The sequence below is a fragment of the Bacteroides sp. CAG:189 genome, from assembly GCF_000432295.1.
GTDB lineage: Bacteria > Bacteroidota > Bacteroidia > Bacteroidales > Bacteroidaceae > Bacteroides > Bacteroides salyersiae.
Window position 1 is genome coordinate 1 of the sequence record NZ_HF991013.1, and the last position, 17,927, is coordinate 17,927.

The window sequence follows — 17,927 nt, forward strand, 5'->3', positions numbered from 1 at the left end:
ATATTAAATACTACTTTAATTTTATTCAAGAAACATACAATATAACACAGGAATGAGAGAAATAAAAAAGGGCCGCCTTATTTAATTAAGGAGACCCTTTCATTGATTTTATACCAACAATAATAATACTCTATTTCTTAATTACCTTAGCAGTACTTGTACCATCTTCTGTAGTAAGCTTGATAATATATTGCCCACTTATCAAATCAGAAACAGGCAAACTCGAAACATTTTCAGCCTGCTTAACTGTTACTCCCATTAAGTTGATGATAACAACATCACAAGGAGTTGTGAAATTCAATACATCCACTACCGGATTAGGATAAACAGACACGCCAGCTCCCTGCTCAGTAGAAGAAATACCTGTAGCATTGCTAACTTCATTTAATGAGAAGATATTCTCAAGCTTTTGATCAGCAACCTGAGTTTGAGCAATAGCCAGTTTTGTACCAGAAGCTGCTACACCTGTAGCAAGATTTGCAGGGTTAGCTTGAGTCATTGTTCCGTTAGTAGTATCGATCCAGAAAGTAAGAGGAGTTTCAACTGCATGAGAAGCAATAACAGCAGTATGTCCTATCATATAAACATAATCACCACAAACTGTCATTCCACCAAATTCTTCTTTCTTTGAATTCGCATCACCTTCATTGACTTTTGAAGCTACGGCATTGTTCACATCCAAAGTATTTTTGTTTAAAACAGCAACATATAAATCATTAGTAGAAACAGCATCTATATTTTGGTCAAAAGCCAATTTAGCATTAAACGTACCACCAAGCAACAAAACATCACCTTTTACAAGCATTGATTTAATAAAACAATAGTTACCATAGGCATCATGAGTCGTGGAGTATTTTTTAGTCAATGAAGAACTACCATCAGCTAAATCAATAATAGACAAAATATGTCCATATTCAGTTACACCATTTTCTTGAGATAGATCGAATGCTTGTTCCTTAGAACCAATAGTCAATGTTTGCTTACCTGAAGCTACAAAACCGGAATATAATTTTCCCTCAGCAACTGCGAACGAAACAGATTGTACAGAAGATAGATCTGTACTTTTTCCACCTGTTACACCCATATTAGCTAAAATTCCGTCAACCTCTAACTGATCATTCAAAGAAAAGACAGCACCGGAAACTAAATCACCATACCAAAATCCCCCTCCGTCAAGATCAAAATAACCACCTTTAAAAGAGAAACCATTATTCTCTGTCAGTCCTTTATAAGAAGCCGAAGCATACAATTTTCCATCACTATACGCAATATTATTTATATCAAAACGATAATCGCCTGCCTCTGGGAAATATATACCAGTAGCCTCCAATTCCGGCAAAGGTTTAGACACAAAACTCTGTACAGCCTTTAATACACCATTAACATCATACTTGGCTACAAAACCGGCAGCTTGGTCAGCAATAGGAGTACCATCCATTTTAATGCCCTCTTTCACTTGGGTATTACCATCCGTACTGCCGAATGTCAATTCATCTGCAAAGTTTCCGGCAATATATACATTCCCGGCACCGTCAGTGGTTATCGTCTTTATTGTTGCAGCACCTGTAAGAGCAACTCCCCATTTTTCAGCACCATCAGTACCATATTTTAATAAATATGAACTGGTAGCAACTGCTTCTATCTCTTTACCGCCAAAAGTAAAACTCACGGTACTTTACCGCCAAAAGTAAAACTCTCGGTAAAAAGACCGGTTGCATACATATCTCCCTGTGCAGAAACAGCCACAGGATTACTATTATTTACATTTGCAACAGAGAGAATATCTGTCTGAGATTTCGTCCAACTGTTAGTTACAGTCGGCTGAGCTTGTACTGTCAGCATAGCCGCAGCACAAAAAGCAAGCAGTAATACTTTTTTCATAAAACAATCTTTTAATAATTAAACATATAGATAAATACATAGAGCCATCTTTGTTATGATTGAGAATCAAGTCGTCTCAATCACAACAAAAATGTTTTCTTTTAGTTTGCCAGCCCCGGATTCGCTTCTATTGCTTCACTGGGAATACGAATTGTGTAGCGGGAATCGTTTTCTTCCAGAACATAGGTTGTCCCACTGTACGTTTTTTCCAGACGAGGACGGGTTGTCCGTCGTAAATCAAACCAACGATGTCCTTCAAAAGCTAATTCACGAGTACGCTCGTCGTATATTTCCTGCAATAATTCATCACGCCCCATTGCATTAATTGCCGTCTCCTTCTCTGTATAAGCAGCAGCTTTATAACGTTGTTTGATTAACGTCAACAGATAAGTCCGTGCCGCAGGCATAGCAGACTCTCCCGTCATTAATGCAGCTTCGGCAGCATTCAGATAAATTTCTCCAACTCTGAAAGAACAGGAATACTGATTGCTTCCGCCTTTAGCAACCAAAATATTGGAAACGGTTACTTGATTAAAATATTTCGATCTGCGCAAATCGCTCGAAGTATACATTTTCCATAAAGTAGTATTCACTTTCGCAGCACGTACGTATTGAGCAGTCATCACCTGTTCCAATGCCAGAATATTCTCCGGAGAATTATATTCATTCGGCAATACGGTAGAAGAAGACATATCCACCAATTGGTCATTCACCTGCAAAACTGCCTGTGATGCTTCGAGAGACTTTGCCCATTCACCCATATACAAGTACACACGAGAGCGAAATGCATTGACACTTAAGGTATTGAAACGATAGTTATATCCCAAATCCCATTGATCTACATTCAGATATTTTTCTGCCTCTGCAAGATCTGATAAAATAGAATTATACACCTCGGCAACCGTATTACGGGACAAGGTAACCTCCGTATCACTATTCAATTTCAACGGAATAGCTTTTGTAGTAGCGGGATCACAATTCGTGTAAGCTTCACCAAACAAATTGACTAACAAAAAGTGCATATAGGCACGAAGCATATAAGACTCGCCAACCATCTGGTTCACCTCGTCAACAGTCCCTTCCTCAATCATCTCTTTTGATTCAATGACATAATTGGCGATAAACGATGTATGATAGAACGAACGCCAACTGAATGCCGTCGTATTTTCCGACGGACTCACATCATTCCATATCCATATATCCTTGTAAGAATTCAAATCTTCGGCAGCAAGAGTTCCATCCATTATCATCTCGTCCGAACGAAAGGTAGCTAATCCTCTGTCACTTGGTACATAACTATATGCCTGAGTCAATAATGCCCTGAATTCTGCAGCGGTACGGGGAATCACCTTTCCTACCGGTTGTATATCCAGATATTTGTCACAACTGTATAAAGCCGCTATACAAAGCAAGGCACACAGTAGTTTTATATTCTTTAGTATCTTCATAATCTGTTAAAAATTCATGTTAAGACTGAAAGTAAACGACTTAGGTATAGGTTGTGCAAACTGATTACTCATGGTTTCGGGATCCAAGAAATTCTTATAATTAGCACCGAAAACAAACAGGTTGCGACCTTCGAGAGCAACGGTAGCCGAACGGATACCCAATGTATGCATAAGTGTTTCGGGAAGCTTATAACCAACCCGGATATTTTGTAACCTCACATGATCCGAACGCTTCACCCACGTATCCATCATCTGATAAGTGGAAAATATATCATAATGTGAATATTCCGCCGTACGCTTTGTATCAGACAATAATGCCGGAAAATCCGTATTGGTATTTGTAGGTGTCCATCTGTTCAATATATCCCGATTTGTATTCATTCCCCGGTCAAAGCTCGTCAGCGTATAGGACGGAGCTACTCTTGAATACATTTTCAAGTTAAATATAAAGTTGACAACCACTTCAAACCTTTTGATATTGAACGTATTCACAAAACCTCCCGAGAACAGAGGATCACTCGAACCGATATATGAATACAAATTACGTTGTTCTTCGGCAGACAAGGTGCTGGCTCCTGCACTATTCAACTTCAACAGTTCTACCGCAGTTACTTTTTCACCCTCCTTATTATAAAACAAAGGATATCCTTCATCGTCCAATCCTGCCGATTTATAAGCAAAGAGCGCCCCTACCGGATAACCTTCACGTCCGGGTGTCGTCTGATTGGATGGTACTGTTTCACGCAAAACTTTATTCTGATTATATCCCAAATTGAAATTCGTAAACCAGGTAAAACCGTTGCGATTTATATTACGGGTAGTTAATGCCACTTCAAAACCGTCATTACGCATACTTGCCCAGTTGACATAAGTCGACATAAAGCCGGTTTCAAGCGGCAACATTTGCAAAGCAATCAAATCTGTACCTTTACGACGATAATAATCTACCGTAATATTCAGTGCATTGTTGAATAGAGCGATGTCCGTCCCGAAGTTCATTGTTTTTGTCTTTTCCCAACGTAAACGTTTGTTGGGCGGAGTTCCCAATACGATCATCTCTTCTGTCACATCCGGTAATATGCTGACATTATTATAATTTCCCATTACATATGACGAAGTACTCTTATCAATATTTCCCTGCACACCATAAGAAGCTCTAATGACCAGATTATCGATCTTCTTAAAGTCTTTCATAAACGGTTCATTGTTGATTCTCCAAAGTCCACTGAACGAATACAACGGCAGAAAGCGATATTTCTTAGAAACCCCGAATATGTCAGAACCATCAAAACGAACACTTCCTCCTACTGTATAGCGTTGAAGTAAGGAGTAAGAAGCCGTTGAAAAGAAAGAAGCATACGCATTTTCCTGATAGGTCTTAGTGTGCAACGGATACGAACGTGCCCAAGATTCATTCGGAAATATCACAGGCTTAGTGGTCAAAGTCTTACGGTCATAGCCATAACCTGTACTCGTCAAAGAACTATACCAGGTTTTCCTGATTTCCGTTCCGACCATCATTTCAAATTCATGAATGTCATTATAAGAATCACGATATTCGGCCTGACTCTTCCAGTTCACCTGAGAATTGCTGCTTGCCGTTTCCGTGTGCTTCCCCCCGTCCGGCAAGAAAGACTGGTTGTTGAGAGAAGACATCGTTGTACGTTCTTTATCCTTACGCATTGCATAAGTATCGTGATCGGCAATCGATTCCTTAGATACGGCATCCAATTGCAGACCAACTTGTGATGTAGCTTTAAATTTATCATTAAACCGAAGTTCTACATCGAAAATAGCCGATAAGGCATTAGTGGTCTGTTCATACGAAGTATTATTCCGTTCTTCGAATACATTGAACTTCAAATCCGAATCCCCTTTTCCTTGAATATCGATGTCATAAACGTAATTGCCATCTTCATCAAAAGGCGTTTGATAAGGATTTGCCCTACGTGAATAATACACCGGATTGGAGAAACCATCCGAGTCTGTAAGATTGGATTTGTTAGTTCTGCGATTAGCAAATAAGGACGCACCGACTTTCAACATCTTATTGACTTTATAAGAAGTTTTTAAAACCATATTCAGACGATCGGCTTCCACACCTTTCACATTACCTTTCTCATCATAATATCCCAAAGAAGTATAATAAGTAGCCTTTTCAGAACCACCGGAAAGACTGACATTATATTCCTGATTAAAAGTACCACGGAATAGAATATCATTCCAATCCGTATTTATCGAACGCAAATTGGTAATCTCATTCTGGGCTTGCGTTGACAGTGCACTCCATCCCCCGTTCTTATAGGCATTTGTCAATCCATAACGGGAAATGATACGGGCTACTTCTCCTTTATTTTCACGATACGTATAGTCACTTTGCAACAAATCAAGTTCCAAGTTCACCTTTTCATCCGAAGTCAGCAAATTCAAACGATCGATATCAAACTTAGGAGAATAAGACAACTTGGTAGAGAAAGTAATCTGTGGCTTCCCTGCCCTACCGTTTTTAGTGGTAATCACGATGACACCATTTGCCGCACGTGCTCCATAAATAGCCGTAGCAGCAGCATCTTTCAAAACAGTGATACTTTCGATATCGGCAGGATTCAAACCGGCAATAGCCGACTGATAGATGTTGTCGATATCTTTCAAGTCTTCCATAGTCGGAATCTCCGTTCCTGTCATCGGCACCCCATCGAGCACCCAAAGAGGATCTTGTGTACCGTTCAAAGAAGCAGTACCACGAATACGAATCTTAGGAGCGGCACCAGGAGCACCCGAAGAAGCGATAGAGGACAACCCCGCTACCTGTCCGGAAAGTGCCTGGTCGATACTCATGACCGAACCGATCTTGTCATCGGTAATATCAAGCTTGGTAACTGCCGCCGTCAGTTTACGACGTTCGATAGTCTGGTATCCCGTTACAACAACCGCATCAAGCATATGTGCCGACGGTTGCAGTACAACCTCATAACTATTTTTTCCGGCTGCCAGATGTATTGTTTGCGATTCATATCCCACATAACTGCACTGAAGGCTGGTCACACCTTCCGGCACATTAATAGTAAACTTTCCATCCATGTCCGTTATCACCCCCAAGGAAGTCTGGCTGCTGCCCGCTTTCTTTAAGTTTTCGGATGACACAAACACAGAGGCACCGATTAAGGGCTCTTTGTAATCACCGGCGATAACTACACCTGTAATTTTTCTTTCTGCCGCACTCGCTCCAAAAGCGATGACACAGCAAAGAGAAAATAGTAAATAACTGATTGTTCTTTTCATTAATACAATATAAGTAGTTAGTAGTCAGTAGTTAGTAGTTAGTAGTTAGAATCTATGCAGCATATCAGCATGGTTCTGCTCCCGCCCCGAATGGATTCTAACTTCCAACTCCTATATTCTAATTTCCAATTTAGATTCCCAACGCAGTATTGATGCGCAGGATCATGTCTTTATAATGATACTTCGTAGCTACATCCGATGTTCCCAAACGGCTTTGAAGCAAGTCTTTGATACGAAGCAACTCGCCACGCTTCACAGAAATCGCATCCGATACGCGGTTTATCTGCGAGCCATAGAAATTCACCTCACGACGTGCTCCCATGCGGTCGGCATCCAATGAACGATGGGCGTATTCATCACAACTGCAAACAGCCTGCTGATGATCCAGCAGGAAATGGTCGTTCATCAACTTCTTACTGAATTTCACACTTTCATTCTCGGCGGCAGCCGTAATCAAAGCATCCAAGAAATTCTTTTGCAAGGCACGTGTCATTACATCGGGAATCGCCCCACGCTCGGTCGTAGCAAAAATAGTACGGTGTAAACCGTCCATCAGTTCTACGGCCGTGAAAGCTTTCTTTCCATTTACCGATTCGTTTTCGAGCATGCGCATCAGACGCGTATTCGACAGCAAATCCCAAAGGATATAAGATTGCGCATTTTTCAGAACTTGTGTAGGCGCATTTTCAACGACTCCCATCGGAGTATTGCGAAGCAGATAAGTATACTCTCCCACCTCAGCATCGAACAGCCATTTCGGATAAGTCAATACTTCATCAAGCAGGAATTTCAATGCGGCCTGTTGCTTCTATTTTTCTACGAACGTATACGTTTTCTGTCCGTCACCAACAATCGTATTCTCAAGATAAATGCCACCGATATTGGCCATTACATGATAAAGATAGTTGTTCCACTGATTGATAACAGCGTAATACAGACGGGAAGCCTCTTTATACGTCTGCCCCTTCTCACCGGTCGTAGTCCACTTTATTATTTCAGGAACCACACGCTTCAGATTTGCAATACCCAATTGAGAGGAACGTATGGCATCATCTCCCAGATCCTCATTCTGTGCACGCGGGTCTACGGCATCGCGCACATCCTGTGCTTCACTATATTTATAAAGACGGTCCGTATGACGGCTCAGGAAATCATAAAGCAAATCCTTTTCCGCTTCCGGTGTCTCCTTACCATACCAACGGTATCCATATTCAATGGCAAACAGATCATAAGGACCGATATGCGGTGAAAGTGCGGTTACTCCGTCACCCGGTTGAGCCACATAGTTGAAACGGGCATAATCCATGATAGAGGAAGAAGTAGAATTCATACGGTCGGTGAATGTCTTGGAACGCAATGAATCCGTAGGAAATGCCCATGACCCCATCATGTTGTGGCGCAATCCCAAAGAGTGACCTACCTCATGGCATGCTACAAAACGCATGGCGTCTCCCATCAACTCATCAGAGATCTTTACTCCACGGGCTTCGGGACGGATAGCGCCTGTCTGCACGGTAATCCATTCTTGCAACATACCGAGTACGTTGTGCCACCACATGATATCGGCTTCAAGAATCTCGCCCGAACGGGGATCGAGAATAGAAGGCCCCATAGCGTTGGCTTTGGTAGAAGCAGCATAAGTAAGTACGGAATAATTCACATCATCCATATCTATTATCATGCTGTCCGTCACTTCTTTGGCAATAATAGCATTCTTAAAACCCGCACGTTCGAAAGCAACCTGCCAGTCTTCTATACCTTGCTTGATGTATTTACGCCAACGATATGGAGTAGAATTTTCGATATAGAACACGATCGGCTTGGCCGGTTCTACCAACTCTCCACGCAAATAACGTTCGCGGTCTTCCGGTTTCGGTTCCAGACGCCAACGGGTAATGAATTGCTTCTCTTCTACCTTCTGCTGGCCATCGCTATAACTTAACAGCGGATTAGTGAAATATCCGACACGGGCATTATCCAAACGGCCTGTCATCGGCTTTTCCGGAAGCAACATCAGCGAAGAGCTCACCTCTACCGTAACATATACGGAAGTAGTTCCTTCGGTCACTTTCGTCGTCAGTTCGGAAGTAGCCACCACGTTATTTTCAAACGATTTGATGGAAAGAATACGAGACAGGTTCTTTATGGCAGACGTACCGAGATTGATATTGGTAAATACATTATTGATACTCGTCTCCGTCCCGTCGTAAATATCATTCACTTTAATCACCATCGCGGTAGAGTCGTTATTATACGCTTCTACTTTAAAACCGGCTATCAACGGAGAGATATAGTTGTTACGCACCGACTCACTGATAGCATCTTCGGCAGGCGAAAGCGGCAATACGCGACTTTGACGAATCAGCAATTTATTGGTTGCCTTATCGAGCTCAAAGCGCACCATCTGATTTTCATAATTCACTCCGCGATTGACTCCCGCTTCGTTCAGTTCTACGGGAACACGCTGCAATTTGTTCACAACCAACAGATCCCTTCCCAATAAATTCGATGGTACTTCAAAGTAATAATTGTTCTTCTTTTGGTATACATTAAACATACCACGCCGAACAATACTACCGTCTCCGGTCAGCTTTTCATACTCATTTTTAGATTTAATACTGTCGTTGGATTCTGTTTTTTTCTTCTTGCGGAACAATCCCATAGTGTCAGGGGTAGAAGTTCCGGCATACGATACAACGGAAGAAGCACACAAGAAAGTACCTGTGGCCACCGTAATTAGCAGGCTTGTTTTCAGTTTCATCAAGTTAATCTATCAATTATCACTGTTACTCTTTATTCTACTCAAAGAATAAAAGGGGGCTACAAAGATAATAAAACTATCAATATGAATAATTAAACGCGACAACTTTTGACGTTTTTTCTTAATTAAACCGAATTTTGCTTGCATTTTTATTCAAAGACGCACGTTTTCTGTTCACTGTTTAACATACTTTCCGGAAAACAAAGTATAAAAACAGACCCAAGCATACTTTGCGATACATATAATACTCCGCTACATATATTATAAAGTAATATCACGTATATTATAAAGCAGCATTACATATATTGGCACTATTTTTACATCCACATGGCAGTAAAGTATAAAGATTTAAGCTATCTTTGTCTCAAATAAACATCGTATGGAACTCTTAGTATATAAAGCTTCCGCCGGTTCCGGTAAGACTTTTACCTTAGCCGTGGAATACATCAAACTACTCATTCTCAACCCTCGTGCTTACCGGCAAATACTGGCCGTGACCTTTACCAATAAAGCGACAGCAGAGATGAAAGAGCGTATTCTCAGCCAGCTTTACGGTATCTGGAAAGGGGACAAGGACTCGGATGCCTATCTGAAACGGATTATCGCAGAAACAGGAAAACCGGTGGAAGAAGTGCGGGAAGCAGCTAAAGTAGCACTGACCAATATGCTGCATGATTACAGTCGCTTCCGGGTAGAGACAATCGACTCTTTCTTCCAGTCAGTGATGCGAAACCTCGCCCGTGAACTCGAGCTAAGCCCCAACCTGAATATCGAATTGAACAACCAGGAAGTATTGAGCGATGCCGTGGATAGCATGATCGAAAAGTTAGGCCCTACTTCCCCCGTATTGGCATGGTTGCTGGATTATATCAACGAACGCATTGCAGACGACAAACGTTGGAACGTATCGGACGAGGTGAAAAGTTTCGGACGGAATATCTTCGATGAGGGATATATAGAGAAAGGAGAAGGACTCCGGCAAAAACTGATTGAGAATCCGGGACTCATCAAAAACTACCGTCGTGAACTGAAAGAGATGGAAACGGAAGCACTCGAACAGATGAAGGGATTCTACGATCAGTTTGAAGGAGAACTGGACGGACATGCCCTCAATGCAGACGATCTGAAGAACGGTTCGCGCGGCATAGGAAGTTATTTCCGCAAACTCAATAATGGCATATTGGGCGATGACATACGCAATGCAACAGTAGAAAAGTGCCTGACGGATGAGAAAAACTGGGCGGCTAAAAGCTCGCCACGCTATCAGGACATTCTTCAATTAGCTTCCGGAAGCCTCATGCCTTTATTGAATGAAGCAGAGAAGTTCCGTTCGAAGAATAATAAGATAGTAAACAGTTGCCGGCTTTCCATGCAACACCTGAACAAGGTGCAACTGCTGGCAAACATAGACGAAGAGGTACGCCGGCTCAATCGGGAGAACAACCGCTTTTTATTATCGGACACCAATGCCTTGCTCCATCAACTGGTAAAGGATGGCGACTCTTCTTTCGTATTCGAGAAAATCGGGACAAACATCCGGAATGTAATGATAGATGAGTTTCAGGACACAAGCCGCATGCAATGGGGAAACTTCCGGTTACTGCTATTGGAAGGGCTTTCACAAGGAGCAGACAGCTTGATTGTGGGAGATGTAAAGCAATCCATCTATCGTTGGAGAAACGGCGATTGGGGAATACTCAACGGGCTGAACGACCGCATAGAACACTTCCCGATACGGGTAGAAACCCTGAAAACAAACCGTAGAAGCGAAACCGATGTTATCCGGTTTAACAACGAAATATTCACATCGGCGGTAAACTATCTGAATGCAGTCTATAAAGAGGAATTAAAGACGGATTGCGAAGCACTGCAAAAAGCCTATTCCGATGTGGCGCAGGAATCTCCCAAAGAGGAGAGAAAAGGGTATGTCAAAGTATCCTTTCTCGAACCGGATGAAGAGCATGATTACACCGAACAGACGCTTATCGGCTTGGGCGAAGAGGTGGAACGTTTACAGAACTCCGGAGTAAAGCTCAATGACATTGCCATTCTCGTGCGCAAAAACAAAAGCATTCCCCGCATTGCCGATTACTTTGACAAAACACTGCAATACAAAATCGTATCCGATGAAGCCTTCCGCCTGGATGCCTCATTGGCTATCTGTATGATGATAGATGCCCTGCGTTATCTCTCCGATCCGGAGAACCGGATTGCCCGGGCTTCGCTTATTACCAATTATCAGTTGCAGATAAAAGGATACGAAGGCAGCTTGGACAACCTGCTAACCGCTCCGGCAGAGACGCTGTTGCCCGAAGCATTCATTAAAAAGATAGAGACATTAAGGTTAATGCCGCTTTATGAGTTACTGGAAGAGCTTTTCAGCCTTTTCGAAATGAACCGTATCAGCGATCAGGATGCCTATCTTTTCGCATTCTTCGATGCAGTGACGGATTATCTGCAAAGCAACTCATCCGAACTGGACGGCTTTATCCGCTTTTGGGAAGAGACGCTATGCGGCAAAACCATCCCCAGTGGAGAGATGGAAGGTATCCGCATCTTCTCCATCCACAAATCAAAAGGATTGGAATTTCATACGGTACTCCTGCCTTTCTGCGACTGGAAACTGGAGAATGAGACCAATAACCAGCTCGTGTGGTGTATTCCGGAAGAAGCCCCTTTCAATGAACTGGATATTGTGCCGGTGAACTACTCCGCACAAATGGGTGCTTCCGTCTATCGAAAAGACTATCAGCAGGAACGTTTGCAGTTATGGGTAGATAATCTGAATCTGCTCTACGTGGCTTTTACCCGTGCCGGAAAAAATCTGATTGTATGGAGCCGGAAAGGACAAAAGGGAACAATGTCCGAACTGCTGACGGCAGCATTGCCCGAAGTAGCCCGTAAGAACGGAATTGACTGGAACGAAGACGAGCCCTATGAACAAGGGGAACTCTGCCCCTCTTCGAAGAAAGAAGAAAAAGTTTCGACCAACAAGTTGACGCGGAAACCGGACAAACTCCCGGTAAGCATGGAATCTATGCGACACGAAATTGAATTCCGGCAGTCCAACCGATCGGCAGACTTTATCAAAGGAATAGATGAAGAAGATTCGGAAGACCGTTTTATCAACCGTGGACGCTTGCTACATACCCTGTTCTCGGCTATTGAAACGGAAAAAGACATTGATACGGCCATAGAAAGGTTGATCTTCGAAGGCGTTATCGGTAGCCGCAAAGTGGAAGAAGAGATACGGAAAGTGACTCATAAGGCTTTCTCCATGCCCGAAATACAGGATTGGTATTCGGGACGCTGGCAATTGTTCAATGAATGTGCCATTATATATAAGGAAGACGGGGTGTTGCAAACCCGCCGACCGGACAGGGTAATGATGCAGGACGGGCAAGTAGTGGTGGTGGACTTCAAATTCGGTAAACCGAACAAGAAGTACAACAAGCAGGTGCAGGGATACATGCAATTACTGACGAAGATGGGATACGGTAATATCAGGGGGTATTTGTGGTATGGGCCTCTCCCCCGGCCCCTCTCCGCAGGAGAGGGGGAAGAAGATACTGACTCCGGATGGGAAAAGGGGAAAGTGGTGGAGGTGAAGCTGGAGCCTACATACAAGACTGCATGCTTGAACTCTTATAATTGCTTGAAAGAGTTGCAGAAGAAAAACAAATTAAATCCGACAGATGCCGAACGGGTTCTATGGGAATATCTTCGACGAGAACAGTTAGGATATAAGTTCAGACGGCAGCAAGTCATTGATAATTATATAGCAGATTTCGCTTGTCTTGAATCTAAACTGATTATTGAATTGGATGGCGACTACCATTTGACTGCTGAACAAATTCTGAAAGACCGGGAACGTACGGAAAGACTGTCGCTTTTAGGATACAAGGTGATACGTTTTAAAAATGAAGAAGTGATCGATAATCCGGAAACAGTGATTAAACAGATCAAGAATATTCTTATTGCTTCCAATAACGAAGAGACATAGACTCTTAATATTTCTTTGAATGTATGACTCTTATAATTAAACATCATAATAAACCTCTTTATATATAACCCTAACATGCCCTACTCCAATAATCAGACACACTCCCCCCTCTCCCACGGAGAGGGGTCGGGGGAGAGGCCTACCTTTCTCGAACTGGTCGCTCAAGACCTCCACAGTAAAATCGGCAACGATCTCTCACGGGTAGCCATCGTTTTTCCGAATAAACGTGCCAGTCTGTTTTTCAATGAACACTTGGCTGCGCAATCCGATCGCCCTATCTGGTCGCCCGCATATATCAGTATCAGCGAATTGTTTCAACAATTATCCATACAGAAATTAGGTGATCCCATCCGGTTAGTTTGTGAGTTGTATAAGGTCTTTCGCGAAGAGACTAAAAGTGAAGAATCACTGGACGACTTTTATTTCTGGGGGGAATTGCTCATCAGCGACTTTGATGATGTAGACAAGAATCTGGTAGATGCCGACAAGCTTTTTACCAACCTGCAAGATTTAAAAAACATCATGGATGATTTCGACTTTCTCGATGAAGAACAAGAAAGCGCCATCCGACAGTTCTTTCAAAACTTCTCCATAGAGAAGCATACGGAGCTAAAGGAGAAATTTATTTCTCTCTGGGATAAATTAGGTGATATTTACCGCAATTACCGTTCACGGCTTACAACATTAGGCATAGCCTATGAAGGGATGCTTTACCGCAACGTTATCGAAGCACTCGACACAGACACGCTCCGCTATGACAAATATGTATTTGTCGGCTTCAATGTGCTCAACACGGTGGAAACCCGCTTCTTCTCCATTCTGCAAGATGCCGGCAAGGCGCTTTTCTACTGGGATTATGACATTTTCTATACCCGATTGCCCCAACAGAAACACGAAGCCGGTGAATTTATCCTCCGTAACATGAAGTTATTCCCCAATGAACTTCCGGAAGAAGTCTTCGATTGCCTGCGGCATCCCAAGAAAGTACGCTTCATCTCCTCCCCTACGGAAAATGCACAAGCCCGTTACCTACCCGAATGGGTGAGAGGACTGGCACGGGAACACTCTACCCCCGATTCGGAAAAAGAAAATGCAGTGGTGCTTTGCAATGAATCACTGCTACTTCCTGTCCTCCACTCTATCCCGGCAGAGGTGAAGAATGTCAACATTACCATGGGATTTCCTTTGGCGCAAACTCCGGTATATAGCTTTATCAATGCAGCCGTCGAGCTACAAACCACCGGTTACCGGATGGAAACCGGGCGTTACAGCTATGAAGAAGTGCAGGCCATATTAAAGCATCCCTATACCCGTCAGCTTTCCTCCAAAGCGGAATCTTTGGAAAGAGAACTGACCCGTACCAACCGTTTTTATCCCTTACCCACGGAACTGAAACAGGATGATTTCCTCTCCTTGCTTTTTACACCGCGTAGCGGTATTCGTGAACTGTGCCTGTACATCACAGAACTATTGAAGGAGGTCTCTATCCTATACCGGCAGGAATCGGGACAGGAAGACATCTTCAACCAGCTCTACCGGGAATCCCTGTTTAAGAGCTTCACGATGGTGAACCGGCTGCTCAATCTGATCGAAAATGATGAACTTCAAGTACGGATAGACACATTGAAACGTCTGCTCAACCGCATACTTGCCGCCGCCAACATTCCTTTTCACGGCGAACCGGCCATCGGTATGCAGGTAATGGGGGTGCTCGAAACCCGTAACCTCGATTTCCGTAACCTTATCATGCTATCACTCAACGAGGGCCAACTGCCCAAAGGCGGAGGCGAGTCCTCTTTCATCCCCTACAATCTCCGCAAAGCCTTCGGGATGACCACCATCGAGCATAAGAATGCCGTATATGCTTACTATTTCTACCGTCTGATTCAACGGGCGGAAAATATCACGTTAATATACAATAGTTCTTCCGATGGCTTGAACCGGGGAGAATGGTCACGCTTTATGTTACAGTTCCTTGTAGAATGGCCACACGAAACCAGTTACGAATTCCTTGAAGCCGGTCAGTCTCCTCAAAAAAGCCGGGAGATAACGATTGAGAAAACGCCTGCGATACGAAGCCGCATGCTGAACAGGTATAATTTCAATCAGAATCCGAAGGCGCTCCCGCTCTCTCCATCGGCCCTGAATGCCTATCTGGATTGCAGCCTGCGATTCTATTACCGTCATGTGGCCGGATTGAAAGCACCGGATGAAGTAAGTGCAGAGATCGATTCCGCACTGTTCGGTACCATTTTCCATCGCTCGGCAGAATTGGCATACGGCGAATTAAGTGCTAACGGAAAAGAAATACGAAAGGAGGATTTAGAACGCCTGCTACGGGATGATGTCCGCATTCAAGGATATGTAGACCGTGCATTTAAAGAAGAATTCTTCCACGTCCCCCTTGACGAACGCCCCGAATACAACGGAGTACAGTTGATCAATTCAAAGGTAATCAGTTCCTACCTTCGCCAGTTATTGCGCAATGATCTGGCCTATGCACCTTTCTCCATGGCAGGAATGGAAGAACCCGTAGAAGAACCGTTGGAAGTAAACACACCGGAAGGAACCATCAAAATCAAAATAGGCGGAACGATAGACCGTATGGATTGTAAAGAAGACACTCTCCGGATTGTGGACTACAAAACCGGAGGAAGTCCCAAGACACCGGCCAATATCGAGCAGTTATTCATCCCCGCCGAAGGGAGACCTAATTATATTTTCCAGACATTCCTGTACGCTGCCATCATGAGCAGAAAGCAGTCACTGAAAGTAGCTCCTGCCCTACTCTACATTCATCGGGCAGCCAATGAAAGTTACTCTCCGGTCATTGAGATAGGCGAACCCCGTAAACCCAAAATACCCGTAAATAACTTCGCCTTCTTTGAAGATGAGTTCCGGGAGCGGTTACAGAGGTTACTGGAAGAAATATTCGGAGCGGAAACACCCTTTACACAAACAGAAAACACGAAAGCCTGCGAATACTGCGACTTCCGTGCTTTATGCAAAAGATGAAAAAGCGCTCTTATTTTCTTATCTCTCCTATTTTAAAAGAGATCACTGCATCCCCTTTCTGCAATTTACCAATCAATATCGTAGTAGAAAAAGCAGAAAGGGGAACTGTTTCTGTTGTTTCCGAAAGGATTTGGCTATATACTTCGACTCCGGATAAATTATAAAAGGAAAGACGATATCCGGAAGCATTATGCACCATCAATTTACCATCAGCAATTGAATAAGTCGGTACAGAAGCACCTATGCCTTCTATTCCATCGGGAAAATCGGTGCTATCATAAATGACCTCATCGCCAACATAGCAACGCAATAGCTTATATTCTGAAGCATCCCAGTGATAACCAGAACCTTCCAAATACAACAGTAAGTTCAATGAACCGACATCTTCCAACCATACATGCTTAATCTTTCCTTCCAAAACAATGCGTTTCAGCGATTTTCCCATGCACTGTATCCGATCTGTCCGGGTAACCGTATAAGGTTCATACGTCGGAGGAACATAGTATACCATATTGACATTATGGGATACACAAAGATATATGCGATCAACTTCGGAAAAATCAAATGAATAAAGATATTGATCACAATCCAGTAAATCATCATAATAGCCACCAAAAAGCCAGTAAATAGTCCCATTTACATCATATAAATAACCACCATCATAATGATATGTACCTTTATACACCGGATAGCTCGGATAGCCGTTTATCATCCGAGGTTCTCCAATACTTATCTTATCGATACTATTCGACGGAGTTTGAATTTCCCAAGTCTTGCCCGGCCTAAGAAAAGTTGATTGATAATCGGGATTAATAACCTGTCCTTTATAATAAAGAACAGATTTATCCGAGGCAAATACCTGTGCAAGACTTGTGTTCCTGTTAACACCATCGGTTGCAGCTACCTCATAAGCTCCCCAAAATCCTGACGGACTGCCAATACCCTCAATCCATGCATCTTCTCTACAATAATAATCAGCTAAAGCGCTAACTACCATTATTTTCCGTCCACATTCGTAATAAACATCCTCCACAGTCAATGTTATAGGTTCATCAAAAAAATCACAATACGACAAATTACCACCTATATTCCAAGGAATCCTATAAGATTCAATCTTATCCCCCTCCTCTTTAGAGAAATCATATAAAAGTACTCTATCCGGAATATTTACATATTCTTGAAATGGATAATACCACACTTTACGATCTTCTTCTAAAAAAGCTCCAACGAGTACCTTGTCCAAATACAGTTTCTTACAATTCTTATCTCCAAGCAATGTATCTGTCCCTAATTCATAAAAATAATCATCATTAATATATGTATCGTTCCATATACCATAGCAAAAACGATTTACTTTCCATTGTGTTCCTGTTTTTGAGAATTCAGTTTGTGCCTGTATATGGCCAGCAAAAACACAAGATAAAATCAATAATAGAATAGTAATATTTCTCATAATATTCACATTTGGTTGAACAATATTCAAAGGTAACAATAAATAACTATAAAGCTATGTTTTATATTAAAAAAAAGATACGAT

The 17,927-nt window shown here is 42.7% G+C and carries 7 protein-coding genes and 1 pseudogene; 2 read left to right on the forward strand and 6 right to left on the reverse strand.

All coding sequences use genetic code 11. The features are described from left to right. Positions 1–130: 130 nt before the first annotated feature. From QVP90_RS19840 to QVP90_RS03445, 5 genes and pseudogenes are all read right to left on the reverse strand, one after another. Positions 131–1,438 carry a T9SS type A sorting domain-containing protein gene (locus QVP90_RS19840; protein WP_369678139.1) on the reverse strand — a complete coding sequence of 436 codons (1,308 nt, stop codon included), beginning with the start codon at positions 1,436–1,438 and terminating at the stop codon, positions 131–133. A gap of 227 nt (positions 1,439–1,665) precedes the next feature. Then, the gene (locus tag QVP90_RS03430; protein ID WP_021935656.1) at positions 1,666–1,881 is read right to left on the reverse strand and encodes a hypothetical protein; all 216 of its coding nucleotides are present in this window, start codon (positions 1,879–1,881) and stop codon (positions 1,666–1,668) included. A 101-nt stretch (positions 1,882–1,982) separates the two neighbouring features. Beyond that, on the reverse strand, positions 1,983–3,329 hold the full coding sequence (locus QVP90_RS03435; RefSeq protein ID WP_021935657.1) for a RagB/SusD family nutrient uptake outer membrane protein: 1,347 nt from the start codon (positions 3,327–3,329) through the stop codon (positions 1,983–1,985). Between the two features lie 6 nt (positions 3,330–3,335). Next, a complete protein-coding gene (locus QVP90_RS03440; RefSeq protein ID WP_021935658.1) occupies positions 3,336–6,611 on the reverse strand; it encodes a SusC/RagA family TonB-linked outer membrane protein in 3,276 nt (1,091 codons plus the stop codon). A gap of 130 nt (positions 6,612–6,741) precedes the next feature. Then, a pseudogene (locus QVP90_RS03445) lies at positions 6,742–9,372 on the reverse strand (zinc-dependent metalloprotease). A 379-nt stretch (positions 9,373–9,751) separates the two neighbouring features. Here QVP90_RS03445 and QVP90_RS03450 point away from each other — a divergent pair. Together QVP90_RS03450 and QVP90_RS03455 are read left to right on the forward strand one after the other, a co-directional pair. Then, positions 9,752–13,375 carry a UvrD-helicase domain-containing protein gene (locus tag QVP90_RS03450; RefSeq protein WP_021935661.1) on the forward strand — a complete coding sequence of 1,208 codons (3,624 nt, stop codon included), beginning with the start codon at positions 9,752–9,754 and terminating at the stop codon, positions 13,373–13,375. 75 nt (positions 13,376–13,450) lie between these two features. Next, the gene (locus tag QVP90_RS03455; protein WP_021935662.1) at positions 13,451–16,390 is read left to right on the forward strand and encodes a PD-(D/E)XK nuclease family protein; all 2,940 of its coding nucleotides are present in this window, start codon (positions 13,451–13,453) and stop codon (positions 16,388–16,390) included. A gap of 10 nt (positions 16,391–16,400) precedes the next feature. Here the strand turns inward: QVP90_RS03455 and QVP90_RS03460 are convergent, their stop codons facing one another. After that, entirely contained in the window at positions 16,401–17,843 is a 1,443-nt protein-coding gene (locus tag QVP90_RS03460) for a hypothetical protein (RefSeq protein ID WP_021935663.1), read from the reverse strand. Positions 17,844–17,927: the final 84 nt, after the last annotated feature.

What these genes read in the sequence shown, in the direction of transcription:
- QVP90_RS19840 (WP_369678139.1), bottom strand. Translation starts at nt 1,438, where the DNA reads ATGGATGGTACTCCTATTGCTGACCAAGCTGCCGGTTTTGTAGCCAAG.
- QVP90_RS03430 (WP_021935656.1), bottom strand. Translation starts at nt 1,881, where the DNA reads ATGAAAAAAGTATTACTGCTTGCTTTTTGTGCTGCGGCTATGCTGACA.
- QVP90_RS03435 (WP_021935657.1), bottom strand. Translation starts at nt 3,329, where the DNA reads ATGAAGATACTAAAGAATATAAAACTACTGTGTGCCTTGCTTTGTATA.
- QVP90_RS03440 (WP_021935658.1), bottom strand. Translation starts at nt 6,611, where the DNA reads ATGAAAAGAACAATCAGTTATTTACTATTTTCTCTTTGCTGTGTCATC.
- QVP90_RS03450 (WP_021935661.1), top strand. Translation starts at nt 9,752, where the DNA reads ATGGAACTCTTAGTATATAAAGCTTCCGCCGGTTCCGGTAAGACTTTT.
- QVP90_RS03455 (WP_021935662.1), top strand. Translation starts at nt 13,451, where the DNA reads ATGCCCTACTCCAATAATCAGACACACTCCCCCCTCTCCCACGGAGAG.
- QVP90_RS03460 (WP_021935663.1), bottom strand. Translation starts at nt 17,843, where the DNA reads ATGAGAAATATTACTATTCTATTATTGATTTTATCTTGTGTTTTTGCT.